Annotated in this window: 18 protein-coding genes; 4 read left to right on the top strand and 14 right to left on the bottom strand. The window is 39.2% G+C overall.

Annotated features, from left to right (window positions below):
* Positions 1–256: 256 nt before the first annotated feature.
* Together C9J46_RS16305 and ppsA are read right to left on the bottom strand one after the other, a co-directional pair.
* Positions 257–661 carry a DUF2007 domain-containing protein gene (locus C9J46_RS16305; protein WP_107206822.1) on the bottom strand — a complete coding sequence of 135 codons (405 nt, stop codon included), beginning with the start codon at positions 659–661 and terminating at the stop codon, positions 257–259.
* Between the two features lie 111 nt (positions 662–772).
* Positions 773–3148 (bottom strand): phosphoenolpyruvate synthase, encoded by a 2376-nt coding sequence (gene ppsA, locus C9J46_RS16300; protein ID WP_107291225.1) that lies wholly within the window; start codon positions 3146–3148, stop codon positions 773–775.
* 168 nt (positions 3149–3316) lie between these two features.
* On the opposite strand from ppsA, the gene C9J46_RS16295 reads away from it, so the two are divergent.
* Positions 3317–4150 carry a pyruvate, water dikinase regulatory protein gene (locus C9J46_RS16295; RefSeq protein WP_107206820.1) on the top strand — a complete coding sequence of 278 codons (834 nt, stop codon included), beginning with the start codon at positions 3317–3319 and terminating at the stop codon, positions 4148–4150.
* A 160-nt stretch (positions 4151–4310) separates the two neighbouring features.
* Here the strand turns inward: C9J46_RS16295 and C9J46_RS16290 are convergent, their stop codons facing one another.
* The 8 genes from C9J46_RS16290 to ugpB form a co-directional block, all read right to left on the bottom strand.
* A complete protein-coding gene (locus C9J46_RS16290; protein WP_107206819.1) occupies positions 4311–4736 on the bottom strand; it encodes a lysozyme inhibitor LprI family protein in 426 nt (141 codons plus the stop codon).
* Positions 4737–4827: 91 nt separating this feature from the next.
* The gene (locus tag C9J46_RS16285) at positions 4828–5370 is read right to left on the bottom strand and encodes a DinB family protein (protein WP_107291224.1); all 543 of its coding nucleotides are present in this window, start codon (positions 5368–5370) and stop codon (positions 4828–4830) included.
* 75 nt (positions 5371–5445) lie between these two features.
* On the bottom strand, positions 5446–5871 hold the full coding sequence (locus tag C9J46_RS16280) for a GNAT family N-acetyltransferase (protein WP_107247236.1): 426 nt from the start codon (positions 5869–5871) through the stop codon (positions 5446–5448).
* A gap of 196 nt (positions 5872–6067) precedes the next feature.
* Positions 6068–6880, bottom strand: a complete 813-nt coding sequence (locus C9J46_RS16275) for an HAD-IIB family hydrolase (RefSeq protein WP_107291223.1) — start codon at positions 6878–6880, stop codon at positions 6068–6070.
* Positions 6873–7988: a sn-glycerol-3-phosphate import ATP-binding protein UgpC gene (locus tag C9J46_RS16270; RefSeq protein ID WP_107291222.1), complete on the bottom strand. Its 1116-nt coding sequence runs from the start codon at positions 7986–7988 to the stop codon at positions 6873–6875. Before C9J46_RS16270 ends, C9J46_RS16275 begins: the two co-directional genes overlap by 8 nt.
* Positions 7989–8837 (bottom strand): sn-glycerol-3-phosphate ABC transporter permease UgpE, encoded by an 849-nt coding sequence (ugpE, locus tag C9J46_RS16265; RefSeq protein WP_005364410.1) that lies wholly within the window; start codon positions 8835–8837, stop codon positions 7989–7991. It lies immediately after the preceding gene.
* Positions 8837–9718 carry a sn-glycerol-3-phosphate ABC transporter permease UgpA gene (ugpA, locus tag C9J46_RS16260; RefSeq protein ID WP_045082377.1) on the bottom strand — a complete coding sequence of 294 codons (882 nt, stop codon included), beginning with the start codon at positions 9716–9718 and terminating at the stop codon, positions 8837–8839. The genes ugpE and ugpA overlap by 1 nt, the downstream gene beginning before the upstream one ends.
* A gap of 80 nt (positions 9719–9798) precedes the next feature.
* On the bottom strand, positions 9799–11109 hold the full coding sequence (gene ugpB / locus C9J46_RS16255) for a sn-glycerol-3-phosphate ABC transporter substrate-binding protein UgpB (RefSeq protein ID WP_107206812.1): 1311 nt from the start codon (positions 11107–11109) through the stop codon (positions 9799–9801).
* A gap of 228 nt (positions 11110–11337) precedes the next feature.
* Here ugpB and C9J46_RS16250 point away from each other — a divergent pair, with 228 nt between their 5' ends.
* A complete protein-coding gene (locus C9J46_RS16250; protein ID WP_107291221.1) occupies positions 11338–12057 on the top strand; it encodes a glycerophosphoryl diester phosphodiesterase in 720 nt (239 codons plus the stop codon).
* Positions 12058–12083: 26 nt separating this feature from the next.
* Positions 12084–12851 carry a DeoR/GlpR family DNA-binding transcription regulator gene (locus C9J46_RS16245; protein ID WP_107291220.1) on the top strand — a complete coding sequence of 256 codons (768 nt, stop codon included), beginning with the start codon at positions 12084–12086 and terminating at the stop codon, positions 12849–12851.
* Positions 12852–12997: 146 nt separating this feature from the next.
* Here the strand turns inward: C9J46_RS16245 and C9J46_RS16240 are convergent, their stop codons facing one another.
* From C9J46_RS16240 to C9J46_RS16225, 4 genes are all read right to left on the bottom strand, one after another.
* A complete protein-coding gene (locus tag C9J46_RS16240; protein WP_107259742.1) occupies positions 12998–13216 on the bottom strand; it encodes a DUF6500 family protein in 219 nt (72 codons plus the stop codon).
* A 144-nt stretch (positions 13217–13360) separates the two neighbouring features.
* Positions 13361–13753, bottom strand: a complete 393-nt coding sequence (locus C9J46_RS16235) for a DUF3592 domain-containing protein (RefSeq protein WP_107206808.1) — start codon at positions 13751–13753, stop codon at positions 13361–13363.
* A 17-nt stretch (positions 13754–13770) separates the two neighbouring features.
* A complete protein-coding gene (locus tag C9J46_RS16230) occupies positions 13771–14784 on the bottom strand; it encodes a Gfo/Idh/MocA family protein (RefSeq protein ID WP_107291219.1) in 1014 nt (337 codons plus the stop codon).
* Positions 14785–14788: 4 nt separating this feature from the next.
* Positions 14789–15010, bottom strand: coding sequence for a DMT family transporter (locus tag C9J46_RS16225; RefSeq protein WP_233217791.1), 222 nt, complete (start codon positions 15008–15010; stop codon positions 14789–14791).
* 424 nt (positions 15011–15434) lie between these two features.
* On the opposite strand from C9J46_RS16225, the gene C9J46_RS16220 reads away from it, so the two are divergent.
* A partial coding sequence (locus tag C9J46_RS16220; protein ID WP_199190645.1) for a phage integrase N-terminal SAM-like domain-containing protein occupies positions 15435–15644 on the top strand: 210 nt, incomplete at its 3' end.

Below are 15644 nucleotides of genomic sequence, written 5' to 3'. Positions count from 1 at the left end.
CTCTTCAAACAGATATAACGCGCTATTTAATTGAATAATCAACTACTTTTAAAAAACGTGCTCATTTTTAAAAGTTCAAGGTTACGTACTAGAAAAAAGGGTGATAAATGACAGACATAGAAAAGTCGTTATGTAATCAAATAAACATTTAGTAAACTGAAGTATCTAGATTAACGTTCCGTTATCGTAGCCCGTTAAACATTCTTTTGTAACAGCGTGCAGATAAGTAATAGCATTAAGCTAATAATTTAAAATTTTACAACTCCTCACTAAATTTACCACACTGGTTACATTTATAACCATGTTGATATGTAAACAAAGGGAAACCTAGCACAATAAACATTAAAAATGCTGGGCGCTTACCTTTCGTATAAGTCACTACATCATGACTACCGCAATAAGCACAATGTTCATGCTCGTTATCATAAGGTGGTATTTGTTCTTCTAACGCATCAGAAAAATCACTTTCAAGTAGCACTCTCGCTGACTCTATATCTTTTTCTTCTACCAACAAACGCACTCCCCCCATTGCATTAGAATAAAGCCATTGCGTATTGACCGTAAATTCGTCAGCAAGGCAACAGTGAATACCGGCACTTTCTAGATTGGCTTTCGCTATATGCGCTTCATGGGCAAAAGAAAATCGCTCTACAACAACCATATGTCCTCCTAACTTAGGTGTACGACACTTAATTTTCAATCTGCTATAAAAAAGCTCTGATCATTAATCAGAGCTTAATTTTACCTTTAGCAACTAAACCTAACCTGTCTGCTAATGATTTTTATTTACATCACCTAGCTTTAACCAAGTATTGATCACAGTATCCGGGTTTAGTGAAACAGAACTAATACCTTGCTCCATTAACCATTTTGCTAAATCATCATGATCTGATGGTCCTTGACCACAAATACCGACGTACTTGCCCGCTTTCGTTGCTGCATCAATCGCCATTTTCAGCATAGCTTTAACCGCAGGGTTACGCTCATCAAAGAGATGCGCAACATCACCAGAATCACGATCCAAACCTAGCGTTAACTGAGTCATGTCGTTCGAACCAATCGAGAAACCGTCAAAGTACTTTAAGAAATCATCCGCTAATACGGCATTTGATGGCAGTTCACACATCATGATCACTTTCAAACCCTGATCGCCACGGCGTAAATCGTTTTTCGCCAGTAACTCAATCACAGATGCAGCTTCACTCGGCGTACGTACAAACGGGATCATAATTTCAACGTTCTTTAACCCCATTTCATTACGAACACGTTTCATCGCTTGTGTTTCAAGTTCAAAGCAATCTTCAAATACTGGTGATATATAACGAGAAGCACCACGGAAACCCAACATAGGGTTTTCTTCATGGGGTTCAAATTCTTTACCACCAATTAAGTTACTGTACTCATTCGATTTGAAATCAGACATACGAACAATCACACGCTTAGGCCAGAACGCTGCAGCAATGGTAGAAATGCCTTCGGTTAACTTGCTAACATAAAAATCAATAGGATCGTTATAGCCCTTAATTTTCTCTCGAATTTGCGCTTTTAACTCGTCACTTTGTGCATCAAAGTTCAATAATGCTTTCGGGTGAATACCAATCATTTTATTGATGATAAATTCTAAACGCGCTAAACCTACGCCTTCATTCGGTAATTGCGCAAAATCAAACGCACGCTCTGGATTACCGACGTTCATCATCACTTTAGTTGGTAATATTGGTAATTCATCTACCTCAGAGCGTCGAACTTCATAGTTCAATTCGCCTTGGTAAACATAACCTGTTTCACCTTCTGCACATGAAGCGGTAATAACAGCACCATCTATTAATATTTCTGTAGCGTTACCACACCCTACAATCGCAGGGATACCCAATTCACGGGCAATAATGGCAGCATGGCAAGTACGACCGCCACGGTTAGTAATAATCGCAGAAGCACGTTTCATCACAGGTTCCCAGTCAGGATCTGTCATATCTGTTACGAGTACATCCCCTTCTTGTACCAGTGACATTTGATCAAGCGAATCAACCAGGCGTACTTTACCGCTACCAATACGTTGACCAATCGCGCGACCTTCTAATAACACATCTGCTTTATTGTTCAGCTCATAGCGTTCAATTACGTTTTGAGATCCTTGCGAACACACTGTTTCTGGACGTGCTTGAACAATGTACAGCTTGCCATCAATACCATCTTTCGCCCATTCAATGTCCATCGGACGTTGATAATGCTTTTCAATGATCATTGCTTGTTTAGCAAGCTCTTTAATTTCTTCATCATTAATCGAGAACTGATATTGTTCTTCATCTGTGGTATCAACAATGTCTACTTGTTTACCAATTTCTTGATTATCAGAGTAGATCATCTTGATGAGTTTTGAACCAAAGTTCTTTCTTACTATTGGTGCATGCCCAGCTTCTAACATTGGTTTATGGACATAAAATTCATCAGGGTTAACTGCACCCTGAACCACCATTTCACCTAAACCCCAAGAAGAGGTAATAAACACCACTTGATCAAAGCCTGATTCAGTATCAAGCGTAAACATCACCCCTGACGCTGCTTTATCAGAGCGCACCATGCGCTGAATACCGGCAGACAGTGCAATACCCTTATGATCAAACCCTTGGTGAACGCGATAAGAAATGGCGCGATCATTAAATAGCGAGGCATAAACGTGTTTCGTTGCCTCTAAAACGGCATCAACACCTTTTACATTAAGAAATGTTTCTTGTTGACCCGCAAAGGAAGCATCAGGTAAATCTTCAGCAGTTGCAGACGATCGAACCGCAACGGAAAGTGCTTGGTTACCATCAATCAATTCAAGGTAATCACGACGGATACTCTGTTCTAATTCAACAGGAAATGGCGCAGCTAAAATCCAGTTACGGATTGTCGCCCCAGTGCGCTGAAGTGCTTCAACATCATTAACATCAAGAGCGCCAAGTAAATCGTAAATACGATTATTTAGCCCTTCATACTCTAAAAACTCATGGAATGCGTAAGAGGTAGTCGCGAATCCGTTAGGAACAGACACTCCCGCATTTGAAAGGTTTGATACCATTTCACCAAGCGAGGCATTTTTTCCGCCAACTTGGTTCACATCATTCATTGATAAAGTGTTGAACCAAAGGGTGTACTTTTGCATGTGTATCTCCGAAATAATTCAGCTACCAATTAAAAGCAATCGTTTGCGTTGCTGCGTAAAAAAAACCACTTTTTCGTCAGGTTGTGGCATTAGTTACAGAACGTACGACGACTTTTCTATACTTTATTCACATCTTATCTCAAAAATAAATCCTTATTTGAACTTATTATGCATCACAAAATTGAAACTCGTGACGTGTTCTACATTTCTGATGGAACCGCCATAACATGTCAAACCGTTGGTCATGCTGTCCTTGCGCAGTTTCCATTAAAAGTCAATGAGCAGACTTTCCCTTTTACTGAAAATGGGCACAAGGTCGCTGAAGTGGTAAAAGAGATAGAGCGATCTTTTTTAGCGACGGGAGAAAAGCCTTTAGTTTTCTTCTCTATGGTCGTACCTGAAATTAAACAACAGCTATTGTCAGCCAATGCACTGTTCTACGATGTATTACAAACCATGGTTAATTTTGTTGCCGACGATCTACAGCTAGAGCCCAAGCCACAATTGCAACGCTCACACAGTGTTGGTAAGGATCAAGACGGTTATTTTGATCGAATAGCGGCTATCGAATACACCCTTTCCCACGATGACGGTATTTCTCTTCGTGGTTTAGAGGAAGCTGATTTGATATTACTTGGCGTATCACGCAGTGGGAAAACGCCCACCAGCCTTTATATGGCAATGCAATTTGGTTTAAGAGTGGTGAACTACCCATTTATTGCCGAAGATCTTGCCAAACTTCGTTTACTGCCTGAATTTGAAATACATAGACATAAGCTTTTTGGCCTAACTATAGATCCAGAAAGATTGACAGAAATCCGCAACAACCGTCTCGCCAATAGTGATTATGCCAGTGAAAGCCAATGTGAGTCTGAACTGTTCAGTGTAGAGAGTTTATTTCGCAGAGAAGCGATCCCCTATATCAATACATCCAGCATGTCCGTCGAAGAGATCTCAACCAGAATATTAGAAAGAACAGGATTAAAACGCCGCTTGTTTTAGTCCTTAATGAAAGACATAAAAAATAAAGCTCTGAATACATACACGTAAACAGAGCTTTTATTAATTCAATTACAGCGTGTTAGCTGGGATTTTTTATTGAGAGTAATATGCATTAATAACAGTTACTTGCAAACATCCCACTCTCTAATACATCAAAAAATCACTTTTTAAAATAGGTTGAAGGCTCAGGTAAAACAGGTGGTGTACTATCCATATATGTTAAAAAATGCATCCAAATATCATGGGTTCTTTCTTTGGTTAATTGAGTTTTACAATCCAATGCCATGACATTACGAATAGTTCCCTCACGCCATTGGGTGTAAACCGCATTACATTGCGCTTTCATATACACTTCCCAATCTTTTTGCGCTTGCTCTATCGCCTTCACTAACTCGGGATCTTTTTTATTGTGCTCAACGCTGGCAGCTAAATATTTGGACAATTCATCTTGTGCAGAGGCTAGCGTTAACGAGGCACAATCATTAATTTCCAACGTGTTACGTGGGTTATCGCAATCTAATACTTTTTTGGCTGCAAAAGATGGGAACGACAAACAAACAAATATAATTAGCCAGTACTTTTTCATCGATAAGCCTCATTTAAATATAAGCAACAAGTGTTAACAAAGAGATTAGCTCAATTATAGCGTTATGAATCTACTCTTCCCGAAAATACATCTAGCAACGGGCCCCTTCTGGCACAATTATGGGTAAATCTGTACAACCGAAATCAACACCAAACTGACTCAATAGACAGGTCATTTGACCGCGATGATGCGTTTGGTGATTAAAAATATGCTGACAAAACTCACCAACATAACGTTCAATGATCTGACCATCTGTTGTTGTATATCTCACGATTTCATTACAGGTTGCTGCGGTAAATCCCTTTGTTATATCAATATACACAGCATCAACTAACGAACGTAATTGTGATAGTTCGTCCATTGTTGTTACGAATGTATCATTAATCCTTTTCGCTACAGGTAACTGCTCTAGGATTTCCGAATTAACCTCAACAATATTATTAGCAATTAAACGTCGCAGCATAATTAAGTCGCCAAACAGAATATGATTCCAATGCGCCATTACAGTTGGAAAAAATGCATTGGTATTTTGAAACAGTTGTTCATCTGTAAGCTGTTTACATGCATTTAAAAGCTGATTATTCATCCGCTGATTGTATAGTGCCAACATTCTAAAATTTGAGGATAAATCCATTTTTGCCTCTTATTATCATGACTTATTTATTAAAAAGTACCACTCAGCAAATTAAACTACTGGTATGTGATTTTGTTATAACACTTTTACCAAAAAGTACGTTTTATGCCCTTTGGGCGAATCATCAATTTCGCCATAAACTTTAAATCCCAGCTTTTCATAAAACGGTTTGGCTTGAAAATCTAACGTCTCAGTACGTATTTGTGTTAGTTGTTTTTCTTTCGCGAACGCCACTAGTTGTTCAATAAGTTGAGAGCCTACACCATGCCCACGCGTTTCTTCAGAAAGCCAAAGTAACTCCAATACGCAATAACTCCACACCACACTTGCTTGCAGCCCACCGACATATTCACCTTGATCATTCTGCGCCATAATCGCAAAACGTAAACCTGATTCAAACTCTCCATCACTCGGTAAATACGTTGCGTTAAAAGCGCTGATACCATCACTTATCACTTGTAATTGATGCTCAGAGGGTTGAACAGATACTTCAATTTTCAATGTTTGCTCCAATGACGATAAAGAAAATATTAACGCGAAGAAATTAGCATGAAATTTATCTTAATGCTTTGGGTTATCGGCTATTCTGCGACGTCAGTTAGCATCATTAATAACAAGTAAAAACACGATTTCAGTGTATTCAGTTATTAAAAAAGAAATCGCTAATAAAAAAGCACTCAATTGAGTGCTTTTTTAATTAATGGGTTTGTTTTGCCTTAACTATCTTTTCCGCTAATTCGGCAAACCCATATCCCCCATTTTCTGTCGTAATAAATTGGGGATGATGAATTAACTTAGGTAATAATGCGCGGATATTATTAACCCCAAACGTTAATGGCAGCCATGCAAACATACCTTCATCATTTAAAGAATCGCCGACATAACAGACTTCAGTTAGATCACGGTTTTCATCTGGTGCAAATTGCGTTAAGTAAGCTTCACTCGTTTGCTGTTTACTATGATCACCGACCCAAGCATTAATATGAATTGAGCTTTGTGTTGCATGAACTCTCTGCCCTTCAATATCAAGATGCTTTATCTTTTCAAGAATGTTTTTCGTTACATCCAAAGGTAACGGCAGTCTATCTTGTGCAATATTGACGGCAACATCACAAAATCGAAAAGGCTGATCAAGGCTCAAACTTACATCTGGATAATCCAGTAACAGACTCTCAATCGCATGGCTCAGTGTTTGTTGTTCTCTTTTCATCATCTCAGCGTTACGAATATAGTGTGTCGTAAAACCTTGCTGATCTTTACGCATCCAAAACGCGCCATTTTCACCAATGACACCATGTAAAGGCCATAACTTTGCCATTTGATCGCACCAACCGGCACAGGCACCCGTTACAGCAATAACGTTAACACCAACGGCTTCAAGCTTACTTAATGCTTGTAACGTCTCGGGCGGTAACTTACCTTCCCACGTTAACGTATCATCGACATCTGTCAGTAACCATTTCAGCTTTTTCAACTGATGAACATCAACTTTGTCCAATGACTCAACCATTCACCACTCCAAGAATCACTTCTTCATTTTGTTTGAAGTGATCATAAGATATGCGCTTTGAAGTGTCACAATCAAATAAGTGGATATTTTCAGGTTTAATATTTACACCTAAGCTATCGCCCATTTTAATTGGGCTATGCCCTTCTACTCGTAAAACGAGCTGTTGCGATTGGGGCTCTTGTGTCTGGCAATAAAGCAATAAGTCAGCCCCTAATGCTTCAATAAACTCGACTTCAACGTTAAACCAAGGCTGCTCATTATCGATTTGTAGATGTTCTGGACGCAGCCCAAGCTTCACTTTCTTTTGCTCTAAAGAATTTGCTGATAGTGATTTTACACGGCCATTTAGCTCAATACCTTGAGACGTCATATTCGCATCAAGAATGTTCATTGAGGGAGAGCCAATAAATGTCGCTACAAATAAAGATGCAGGGTTGTCATAAATTTCTATCGGTGTCCCCACTTGCTCGACGTTACCTTTATTCAACACCACTAACTTATCAGCCAGTGTCATTGCTTCTACCTGATCATGCGTAACATATACTGAGGTCGTCCCAAGGCGACGTTGTAGCTTTTTGATTTCAAGGCGCATTTGAACACGTAACTTAGCGTCGAGATTTGATAATGGCTCATCAAACAGGAACACTTTTGGGTGCCTTACGATAGCTCGACCCATAGCAACACGCTGACGTTGACCACCCGATAATTGATTAGGTTTGCGATCCAATAAATGATCAAGCTCTAACATAGTCGCCGCTTCATTGACTAATCGTTCAATCTCGTGTTTTGGCGTTTTACGGTTACGTAAACCATAAGCCATATTATTAAATACTGTCATGTGCGGATATAAGGCATAGTTTTGAAAAACCATCGCAATATCACGCTCACCTGGTTCGAGATCATTGACCCGTGTCGTATCTATACTTAAATCACCTGATGATATTTCTTCAAGCCCTGCAATCATTCTAAGCAATGTTGATTTACCACAACCACTTGGACCAACTAATACCACCATTTCACCGTCTGAAATATCAAGGTTCAGTTCATGAATTGCTTTAAAACCATTAGGGTAAGATTTCGCAATTTTATTAAGCGTTAAAGTAGACATTTATTTCTCCGAATCAACTAGGCCTTTAACAAAGGCTTTTTGCATTGCTATAACAACAATGACTGGTGGTAGCATTGCGATAATCGTGGTTGCCATAATTTTGTTCCATTCAATGACGCCATCAACCACGCCCGTCATTTGCTTTATCGCCATGACGATAGTGAAATAATGGGTATCCGTCGTGATCAATAACGGCCATAAATATTGGTTCCAACCGTAGATAAAAGTGATCACAAATAAAGCTGCGATATTGGTGCGTGATAATGGTAATAAAATATCGAAAAAGAATTTTATGGGACCTGCACCATCAATCCGTGCGGCTTCAACGAGTTCATTGGGAATCGTTAAAAAGAACTGCCTAAATAAGAACGTCGCTGTTGCACTGGCAATCAATGGAATGGTTAAGCCTGAAAATGAATTCAACATCCCCAAATTACTGATCACCTCAAACGTCGGCATAATACGCACTTCAACAGGCAACATCAGGGTGAAAAAGATCAACCAAAAAGCAATCATCCTGCCACGAAAACGGAAGAAAACCACCGCATAAGCAGACATAATAGAGATTGTTAATTTACCCACAGTGATACATAGCGCCATAATAAACGAGTTAAGTAATAGCCCATTTATGGATAAAGACTTATCACTAAAAGCCGTATGCCCACTCAGTAAATCTTTAAAAATACTGAACCCAAGATCACCAAACCATAACGGAGTACTAGTCGCGAAATCATGATTCTCGTGTGTCGTTGCCACCACTGCTAACCATACGGGTAACGCGATAGAGATCACGCCAAGTATCAACAATAGATGACAACAAAAATTAAAAAGAGGTCTTCTTTCTACCATTAGTACGCTACCTTCTTTTCAACATACTTAAATTGAATAACCGTTAATAAAGCCACCAATATCATTAGGATCACCGACTGTGCCGCAGAGCCACCTAAATCTAATCCGATGAAGCCATCATTAAAGACCTTATAAACCAAGGTTGAGGTGCTATTACTTGGCCCGCCTTGTGTCATCGCATGAATGATCGCGAAGGTATCGAAAAAGGCGTACACAAAATTGACGACTAATAAGAAAAAGCTCGTTGGGGAGATCAGTGGGAAACTAATCGTTAAGAAACGCTTAATAGGACCACTGCCATCGATAGCTGCGGCTTCATGTAATGATTTAGGAACTGATTGCAGTGCCGCTAAGAAGAACAGAAAGTTATAACTGATTTGCTTCCAAGTCGAAGTAATGATCACCATCCACATCGCATGGCTGCCATTGAGTTTAGGGTTCCAATCTACGCCCAAGAAATGCAGCATATCGGTAAACACACCAATCGTTGGATCAAATAAAAATAGCCACAATGAACCAGCAACAGCCGGTGCTACAGCGTAAGGCCAAATTAAGAATGTTCGATAGGCTAATGAACCACGGATAATTTGCTCAGCTAATGCCGATAATATTAACGCACAAACTAATGCTAATACGGCAACACTAATACTGAACTGGAGTGTCGTAAAAAAAGCATCTAAATAATTAGGATCATGAAACAGGTTCATGAAGTTTTCGAGACCAACAAATTCTTGGCTCATACCAAAAGCATCTTCAAGTAGAGATGATTGATAAATCGCTTGTCCTGCCGGCCAAATAAAGAACACAAACGTGATCAGAAGTTGGGGCGCAATAAGGAAAAACGGAAGCCATTTGTTTTTAAATACAACAGGGGATGACATACAAATACCAAAATAATACAGGCAAGGTGTATATCCCCCGCCAAAATTAGCGGGGGATGAATCTTAATCAAAAAGTTAAATTATGATTTTTGTGTTCTTTCAAAGCGACGAAGCTGCGCGTCACCTCGGCTTTTCGCATTATCTAATGCTTCTTTTGCCGAAATTTTACCCGCCCATACGGCTTCAAGTTCTTCATTAATGATGTCGCGTGTTTGTAAGAAGTTACCGAAGCGTAAGCCTTTTGAATTAACCGTAGGTGTTGTCGATGTCATTTGCTTAACAGCAACATCAGTCCCAGGGTGAGTCTTGTAAAAGCCTTGCTGTTTGGTGAGTTCGTACGCTTTTTCTGTGATTGGCAAGTAGCCCGAGAATTGGTGCCAATCAGCTTGAACCGCTGGACTTGAAAGGTAGGTAAAGAACTTAGCAACGCCTTTGTATTCTTCTTTTGAGTGTCCACGAAGTACCCATAATGATGCACCACCAATAATGGTATTTTGTGGTTTTGTCACTAATTCATCATCATAAGGTAATTGTGCAACACCGACATCTATCCCTTTCATATTCTCTTGAATACCAGCCAGACCCGCAGATGAGCCCATTGTCATTGCACACTCACCCGTATAGAAAAGCGGCATACCATCAGACTGACGTCCACCATATTTGAACAAACCTTCTTTCGCCCACTTACCCATTTGCTCAACGTGTTTAACGAAAGGCGCATTGTTAAAGGTAAATGTGGTATCTACACCATCAAAGCCATTGTTGTTTGTTGCCATTGCAACATTGTTTCTGGCACCGAAGTTTTCGATTTGCGTCCAAGACTGCCATGTTGTACTAAAGCCACATTTAGCACCTGAAGCAATCAGCTTGCGAGAATCTTCTTCTACTTCTTTCCATGTTTTCGGTGGGTTAGTAATCCCTGCTTTAGCAAACATCTCTTTGTTGTAATAAAGCACTGGGGTTGAACTATTAAATGGCATCGATAGCATTTTGCCATCGTTAGTTGTGTAATAACCTGTTACGGCTGATAAATAATCGTTTTTGTTAAAAGGTTCTTTGGTATCCGCCATCAATTCATATACAGGATAAATCGCTTTCTTAGCTCCCATCATAGTGGCAGTACCCACTTCGAAAACTTGTACAATAGCAGGCTGCTCTTTCGCTCTAAATGCAGCAATTGCACCTGTCATCGTTTCGGCATAAGTACCTTTATAAACAGGTTTGATCTCGTATTCAGATTGGCTGGCATTAAAGTTGTCGGCAATTTCATTCACCTTTGTACCTAACGCCCCACCCATAGCATGCCACCATTCAATTTCGGTCTTTGCTTGCACTTGTGTACTCATTAGCGCCGCTGCAACGGCAAGTCCTGCAATATGTTTAAAAGCCATTTTTATTCCTTGGAAACCATTTTTAACAAAAGCTGACGATTTAGCGGATGTTCACTTCTTGTGTTCCAACCACTCGTTTATTTTCAAGTGAACATTAAAAGCAAAAAGTGACATCTCGGTTACAATTGCATGAAGTAAATAAGATTAAGACTTTCAAAGCAGATGTAATAAAATTTTCATCAAACACATGGATAGTTCATTTGAAAATAACTGAAGGTGGAAAAGAAAATGAAAATTACAGCTCACCGTGGTTTTTCTAGCTTAGCCCCTGAAAATACCCTTGCAGCGATGAAAGAAGCGATTAACTATGGCTGTGAGTGGATTGAAATTGACGTCCAACTAAGTGCTGATCACGTTCCTATGGTGATACACGACAAGACAGTAAACCGTTGCAGTAACGGCAAAGGGGAAGTGAGAAACTTGTCAAAAATAGAACTAAAACAGCTAGATGCTGGCTCTTGGTTTAGCGATGATTTTAGTGATGAAACCATACCGACATTAGAAGAAGTATTACAGCTAACAAGTGAAGCTAAGGTCGCATTAAATATAGAATTAAAAATTCACGCAGGAGACGATATTCATTTGCTATGTGAAAAAGTTGCTGAAGTGATTAATAAGCTAAATATTGAACCTGAGTTAATGCTTTTCTCTAGTTTTGACCAATCAGCACTATTAACCATAAAGCAACACCTTCCTCACGTAAGAAGAGGTCAATTGTGGGAAACGATCCCAAGCAATCACGCTGATGTTTTAAGCGAGCTGGACGCTTTTAGTGTTCATTGTGATTATCGTTTCTTAACAGAAGAAAAGGCAAAAGCAGTCAAACGTTTAGGTTATCAGCTTTACTGTTACACCCCGAACCAACCGGAACTTGTTGAAGAGCACTGGCTATGGGGAGTTGATATGATGATCACCGATACGCCACACCGTTACCTAGCAGCAAAATAATCAAATAAAGGATGGCAACATATTTCATGGATGATTTAAGTACCCGTCAACAACAAATAATGACGTTAATACATAAGCAAGAATATTGTTCAATTGAAGAATTAGCGCAACAGTTTGAAATAACGCCCCAGACGATCAGACGCGACATTAACTTACTTTGCCAACAAGGGATCGCTATGCGTCACCATGGTGGCGTTGGCCTTCCTGTTACATTGAGCAATCGAAGTTACGATGCCAGACAAATCACTAATAAAGACGAAAAACAAGAAATAGCAAGAAATGTCGCTAAAGCCATTCCCAATGGGTGTACATTATTTTTAGGTATCGGAACCACCATTGCCTGTATCGCTGAGCAATTAGTCAACCACCGAGAATTACGAGTAGTGACGAATAATTTTCAAGCCGCGCATACGCTCTCGAAGTTCGAAAATATAGAAACGTGGATACCCAGTGGTAAAATAAGAGCGAACGGTGGTGATATTGTCGACGACACAGTACTCAATTACTTTAGTCAATTTGCAGCAGACATCGGAATCATTGGCTGTGCGGGTATCTGTGAATTACCTTACGCTTCACCTCAAACCAGCTATTCGACAGAGAAAAAGCAAGCTGTTGCGATGGAGCATGAGCTAAGAGAAAGCAGAGTGAGTCAGGCGATTTTAGACAATTCGCAACAAACCTGGTTAGTCGCCAATCATACAAAATGGCAACGTAAAGCCAGTACAAAAGTTGCGCCTCTTTGCCAGTTCGATCGTGTATTCACTAACAGTAGAAAAGAGAACCAGCTATCATAATGACGTTTCTAAACATCATTTAACAACGGGTTGGTTTAATTTCCATATTTGCCAACTACCGTTATCATGAGGAAGCACTTTGCTTTCTTACCACTTAACATCAACATTGCCTCTTTTAGTAATAAAAGAAACGGCGGTGATAATAATTATTTTCCCCTCTCGACCAAATCTTTAATTTTGGATGCTTTTTCAAAATGATCGAGTTGATGCGTTTTAATCCACCACTTAGCCGCTTCCATTAACAAGTCAGGATCGTCATTTTTGTTTTTGAAAAAAGCGTAAAAAGACACACCTACATTTTCACCTTTACTGGCTATTTTCTTATTGCACACATCGATAATTTTATTTCTTAGTGATGATCTCATTACTTTTCTTCATATTTTATATATGTGACAGTTCGATCATAATATATGAACCATACACAGTTTGATTTATTTATCATCGAGGGTAAGTTTTTTCAACTGAACGAAAAAATAGTTACTTTATTTTCCTTTAAACATAAATAAAAATTACAATTCATGGAATAAGCCGAAGTAATAAGCAGGAATAGATAGCCCTATAAATAAAAAGCCCAAACCAACGCCATTACTATTTGCTATACGAGCATTTTTTTCATCACCTTTTTGGTATAACACATCAGTATATTGGCCAATAGGTATGACTTTAGAATGAAATGATGTTTTTGATTTTACACTGTAGGTCTGTTTATTAACTGTAACTTCAAAATAAGGGCGATACATCTTTCTTTTAAGATTATCATTATCTTTTGAAAAATATTCATCATAGCTAATTATTTTACCTTGAGTCTTAATCGCATTTTTATTAAAGCGCCGATAGTCATAGCATATATAAACGCCTAAAACACTAAATAGAATTGCAGCAAAGAGAGGAACAATATTCATAATTATGCCTTAAATTATCAATTACTTGAGGGTTTCGAACAAACTAGATAGTCAAAGCCATTATCAACGAGAGACGCTTCCATAATAGAAATAACTTGCCGACTCGTTTTTTTACACATCACATCCGAATAATTGATCTTGTTTAGAATTAGCGAAGATATATGCTCTATCTCGTATTCAAACCCACCACCGCTAACAACCTCTGAAATTTGTGTTTGCTCACCTTTAAACGATATGTCGATTGTCTTTGGGTTCCACCATTTATTATGAATAACGATTTCTAGTTCAGGCCCTCGAATGATGGCTTCTCGTTTGAGATCACGCGTGATCGATGCGCAAATTTCACCTTTTATCTGGCCATCAAATTTAAACACAACATTTTCATCGACTTCACTTTGGCTATTATCATTAACGTACTCGACAGTGGGTTTCTCTATAGGAGTATTTGTTAATCGACACAAATCAGCATAAAACCAGAGACCGTATACACCGACATCTAAAGTCGCCCCGCCACATAACGTTGGATTAAATAAGTGCCAATCACTATCGAACTCATGCCAATTACCAAAGGAAGCTTCTATCGCGTTAATTTCAACCTTGTTTTCTTTTATAAACTGCTTCATTGCTTGATAAGCGGGAAATGCGACTGTTTTCATTGCTTCAGCTAACAGTACCCCTTTTTCTTCAGCAAGCGTCGACATCGCATCCCAATCTTGTAAGTTAGTGAATGCTGGTTTCTCTACAAGAACATGCTTTCCTTTATTTAGAAATAATTCAACCAAGCCTTTATGAAATGGGTGAATAGTCGCGATATAGACAATATCTACATTAGCGTCGTTTGCGAGTTCTGTGTAGGAACCATAACTTCTTTGGCAACCATATTGATTTGAAAAGCTATCAGCTCGCTGTTTATCTCGTGCCGCAACAGCATAGAGTTCAGCATTGTCGACTTGCATAGTCAGATCTGAAACAAAGCGATGTGCAATTTTACCCAGTCCTGCAATTCCCCAGCGTGCTTTCTGATTATTCAACTTATTATCCTTTAATGTTTGCTTTCTGGTCTTGTCCGCGCTTAGTGACCAATATTCCCATAAGGATACACAAAATACCCAATAAAGGGGTGAGTTCTACACCATTACTAATAGCATCCCAAACAACTCCCGTCAGCAATTGACCGGTTATGACAAGTATTACTGTCAGCGTTGCGCCAACTTTTGATAACACATAACTATTAAGAGCGACAAACAAAGCCCCCATCACACCGCCAAGTTAATCTAATATTGGAACAATATCGACTACCCTAATGCACATTTATGCCAACAAAATTGAAAGTATCTCTTGATTATTTAGAACAAAATTTGAGTGATAAGAGCCAGATTTGGTAATGGTATTCACTCTAACTACAGAAGAGATAATGATGAGTTAGCCGAATAGCTAACTCATTTATGGACAAAAGCTTGTTAGAGTGCCTGCTCTATTTAGGCTGGTAGGTATTAGGAAAGGTAGGGATAACGCCGCAATAAGCGGTAAACAAACAGTTGGCTAAAAATTGTGAGGTACGAACAAAAGCCAACTGTTTTTGTCCGTTTAATTGCCTTGTTGAACGAAGCCGCTGCGCGGCAGAGTGAAAGCCCATAAGCTCGACTACGGTAAATATACCTTTAAAAAAGGAGTATTTATCATGAATAAAGCACAGCAACATCGTTCAGATTATCTTTATGAACAACACCTTACCCATCTTACCTTGCAAGGTAAACGCCCCGCTACGATTGATGCTTATAGTCGTGCTCTACGTCGCATTACCCATCAACTGGATAAATCGCCAGACACGTTAACTACCGACGACCTGAAACGGTATTTTACACAACTGATCAAAACACATTCATGGAGT

Origin of the sequence: Photobacterium sp. GB-36 (assembly GCF_003026135.1) — a bacterium.
Taxonomy (GTDB): Bacteria; Pseudomonadota; Gammaproteobacteria; order Enterobacterales; family Vibrionaceae; genus Photobacterium.
This window is presented reverse-complemented; position numbering and strand designations above follow the sequence as displayed.

Coding starts and splice junctions, on each gene's coding strand:
- ugpA (WP_045082377.1), bottom strand. CDS start 9,718: ATGTCATCCCCTGTTGTATTTAAAAACAAATGGCTTCCGTTTTTCCTT.
- C9J46_RS16275 (WP_107291223.1), bottom strand. CDS start 6,880: ATGGTTGAGTCATTGGACAAAGTTGATGTTCATCAGTTGAAAAAGCTG.
- C9J46_RS16290 (WP_107206819.1), bottom strand. CDS start 4,736: ATGAAAAAGTACTGGCTAATTATATTTGTTTGTTTGTCGTTCCCATCT.
- C9J46_RS16225 (WP_233217791.1), bottom strand. CDS start 15,010: ATGGGGGCTTTGTTTGTCGCTCTTAATAGTTATGTGTTATCAAAAGTT.
- C9J46_RS16295 (WP_107206820.1), top strand. CDS start 3,317: ATGCATCACAAAATTGAAACTCGTGACGTGTTCTACATTTCTGATGGA.
- C9J46_RS16250 (WP_107291221.1), top strand. CDS start 11,338: ATGAAAATTACAGCTCACCGTGGTTTTTCTAGCTTAGCCCCTGAAAAT.
- ppsA (WP_107291225.1), bottom strand. CDS start 3,148: ATGCAAAAGTACACCCTTTGGTTCAACACTTTATCAATGAATGATGTG.
- C9J46_RS16235 (WP_107206808.1), bottom strand. CDS start 13,753: ATGAATATTGTTCCTCTCTTTGCTGCAATTCTATTTAGTGTTTTAGGC.
- C9J46_RS16240 (WP_107259742.1), bottom strand. CDS start 13,216: ATGAGATCATCACTAAGAAATAAAATTATCGATGTGTGCAATAAGAAA.
- C9J46_RS16245 (WP_107291220.1), top strand. CDS start 12,084: ATGGATGATTTAAGTACCCGTCAACAACAAATAATGACGTTAATACAT.
- ugpB (WP_107206812.1), bottom strand. CDS start 11,109: ATGGCTTTTAAACATATTGCAGGACTTGCCGTTGCAGCGGCGCTAATG.
- C9J46_RS16285 (WP_107291224.1), bottom strand. CDS start 5,370: ATGGATTTATCCTCAAATTTTAGAATGTTGGCACTATACAATCAGCGG.
- ugpE (WP_005364410.1), bottom strand. CDS start 8,837: ATGGTAGAAAGAAGACCTCTTTTTAATTTTTGTTGTCATCTATTGTTG.
- C9J46_RS16270 (WP_107291222.1), bottom strand. CDS start 7,988: ATGTCTACTTTAACGCTTAATAAAATTGCGAAATCTTACCCTAATGGT.
- C9J46_RS16305 (WP_107206822.1), bottom strand. CDS start 661: ATGGTTGTTGTAGAGCGATTTTCTTTTGCCCATGAAGCGCATATAGCG.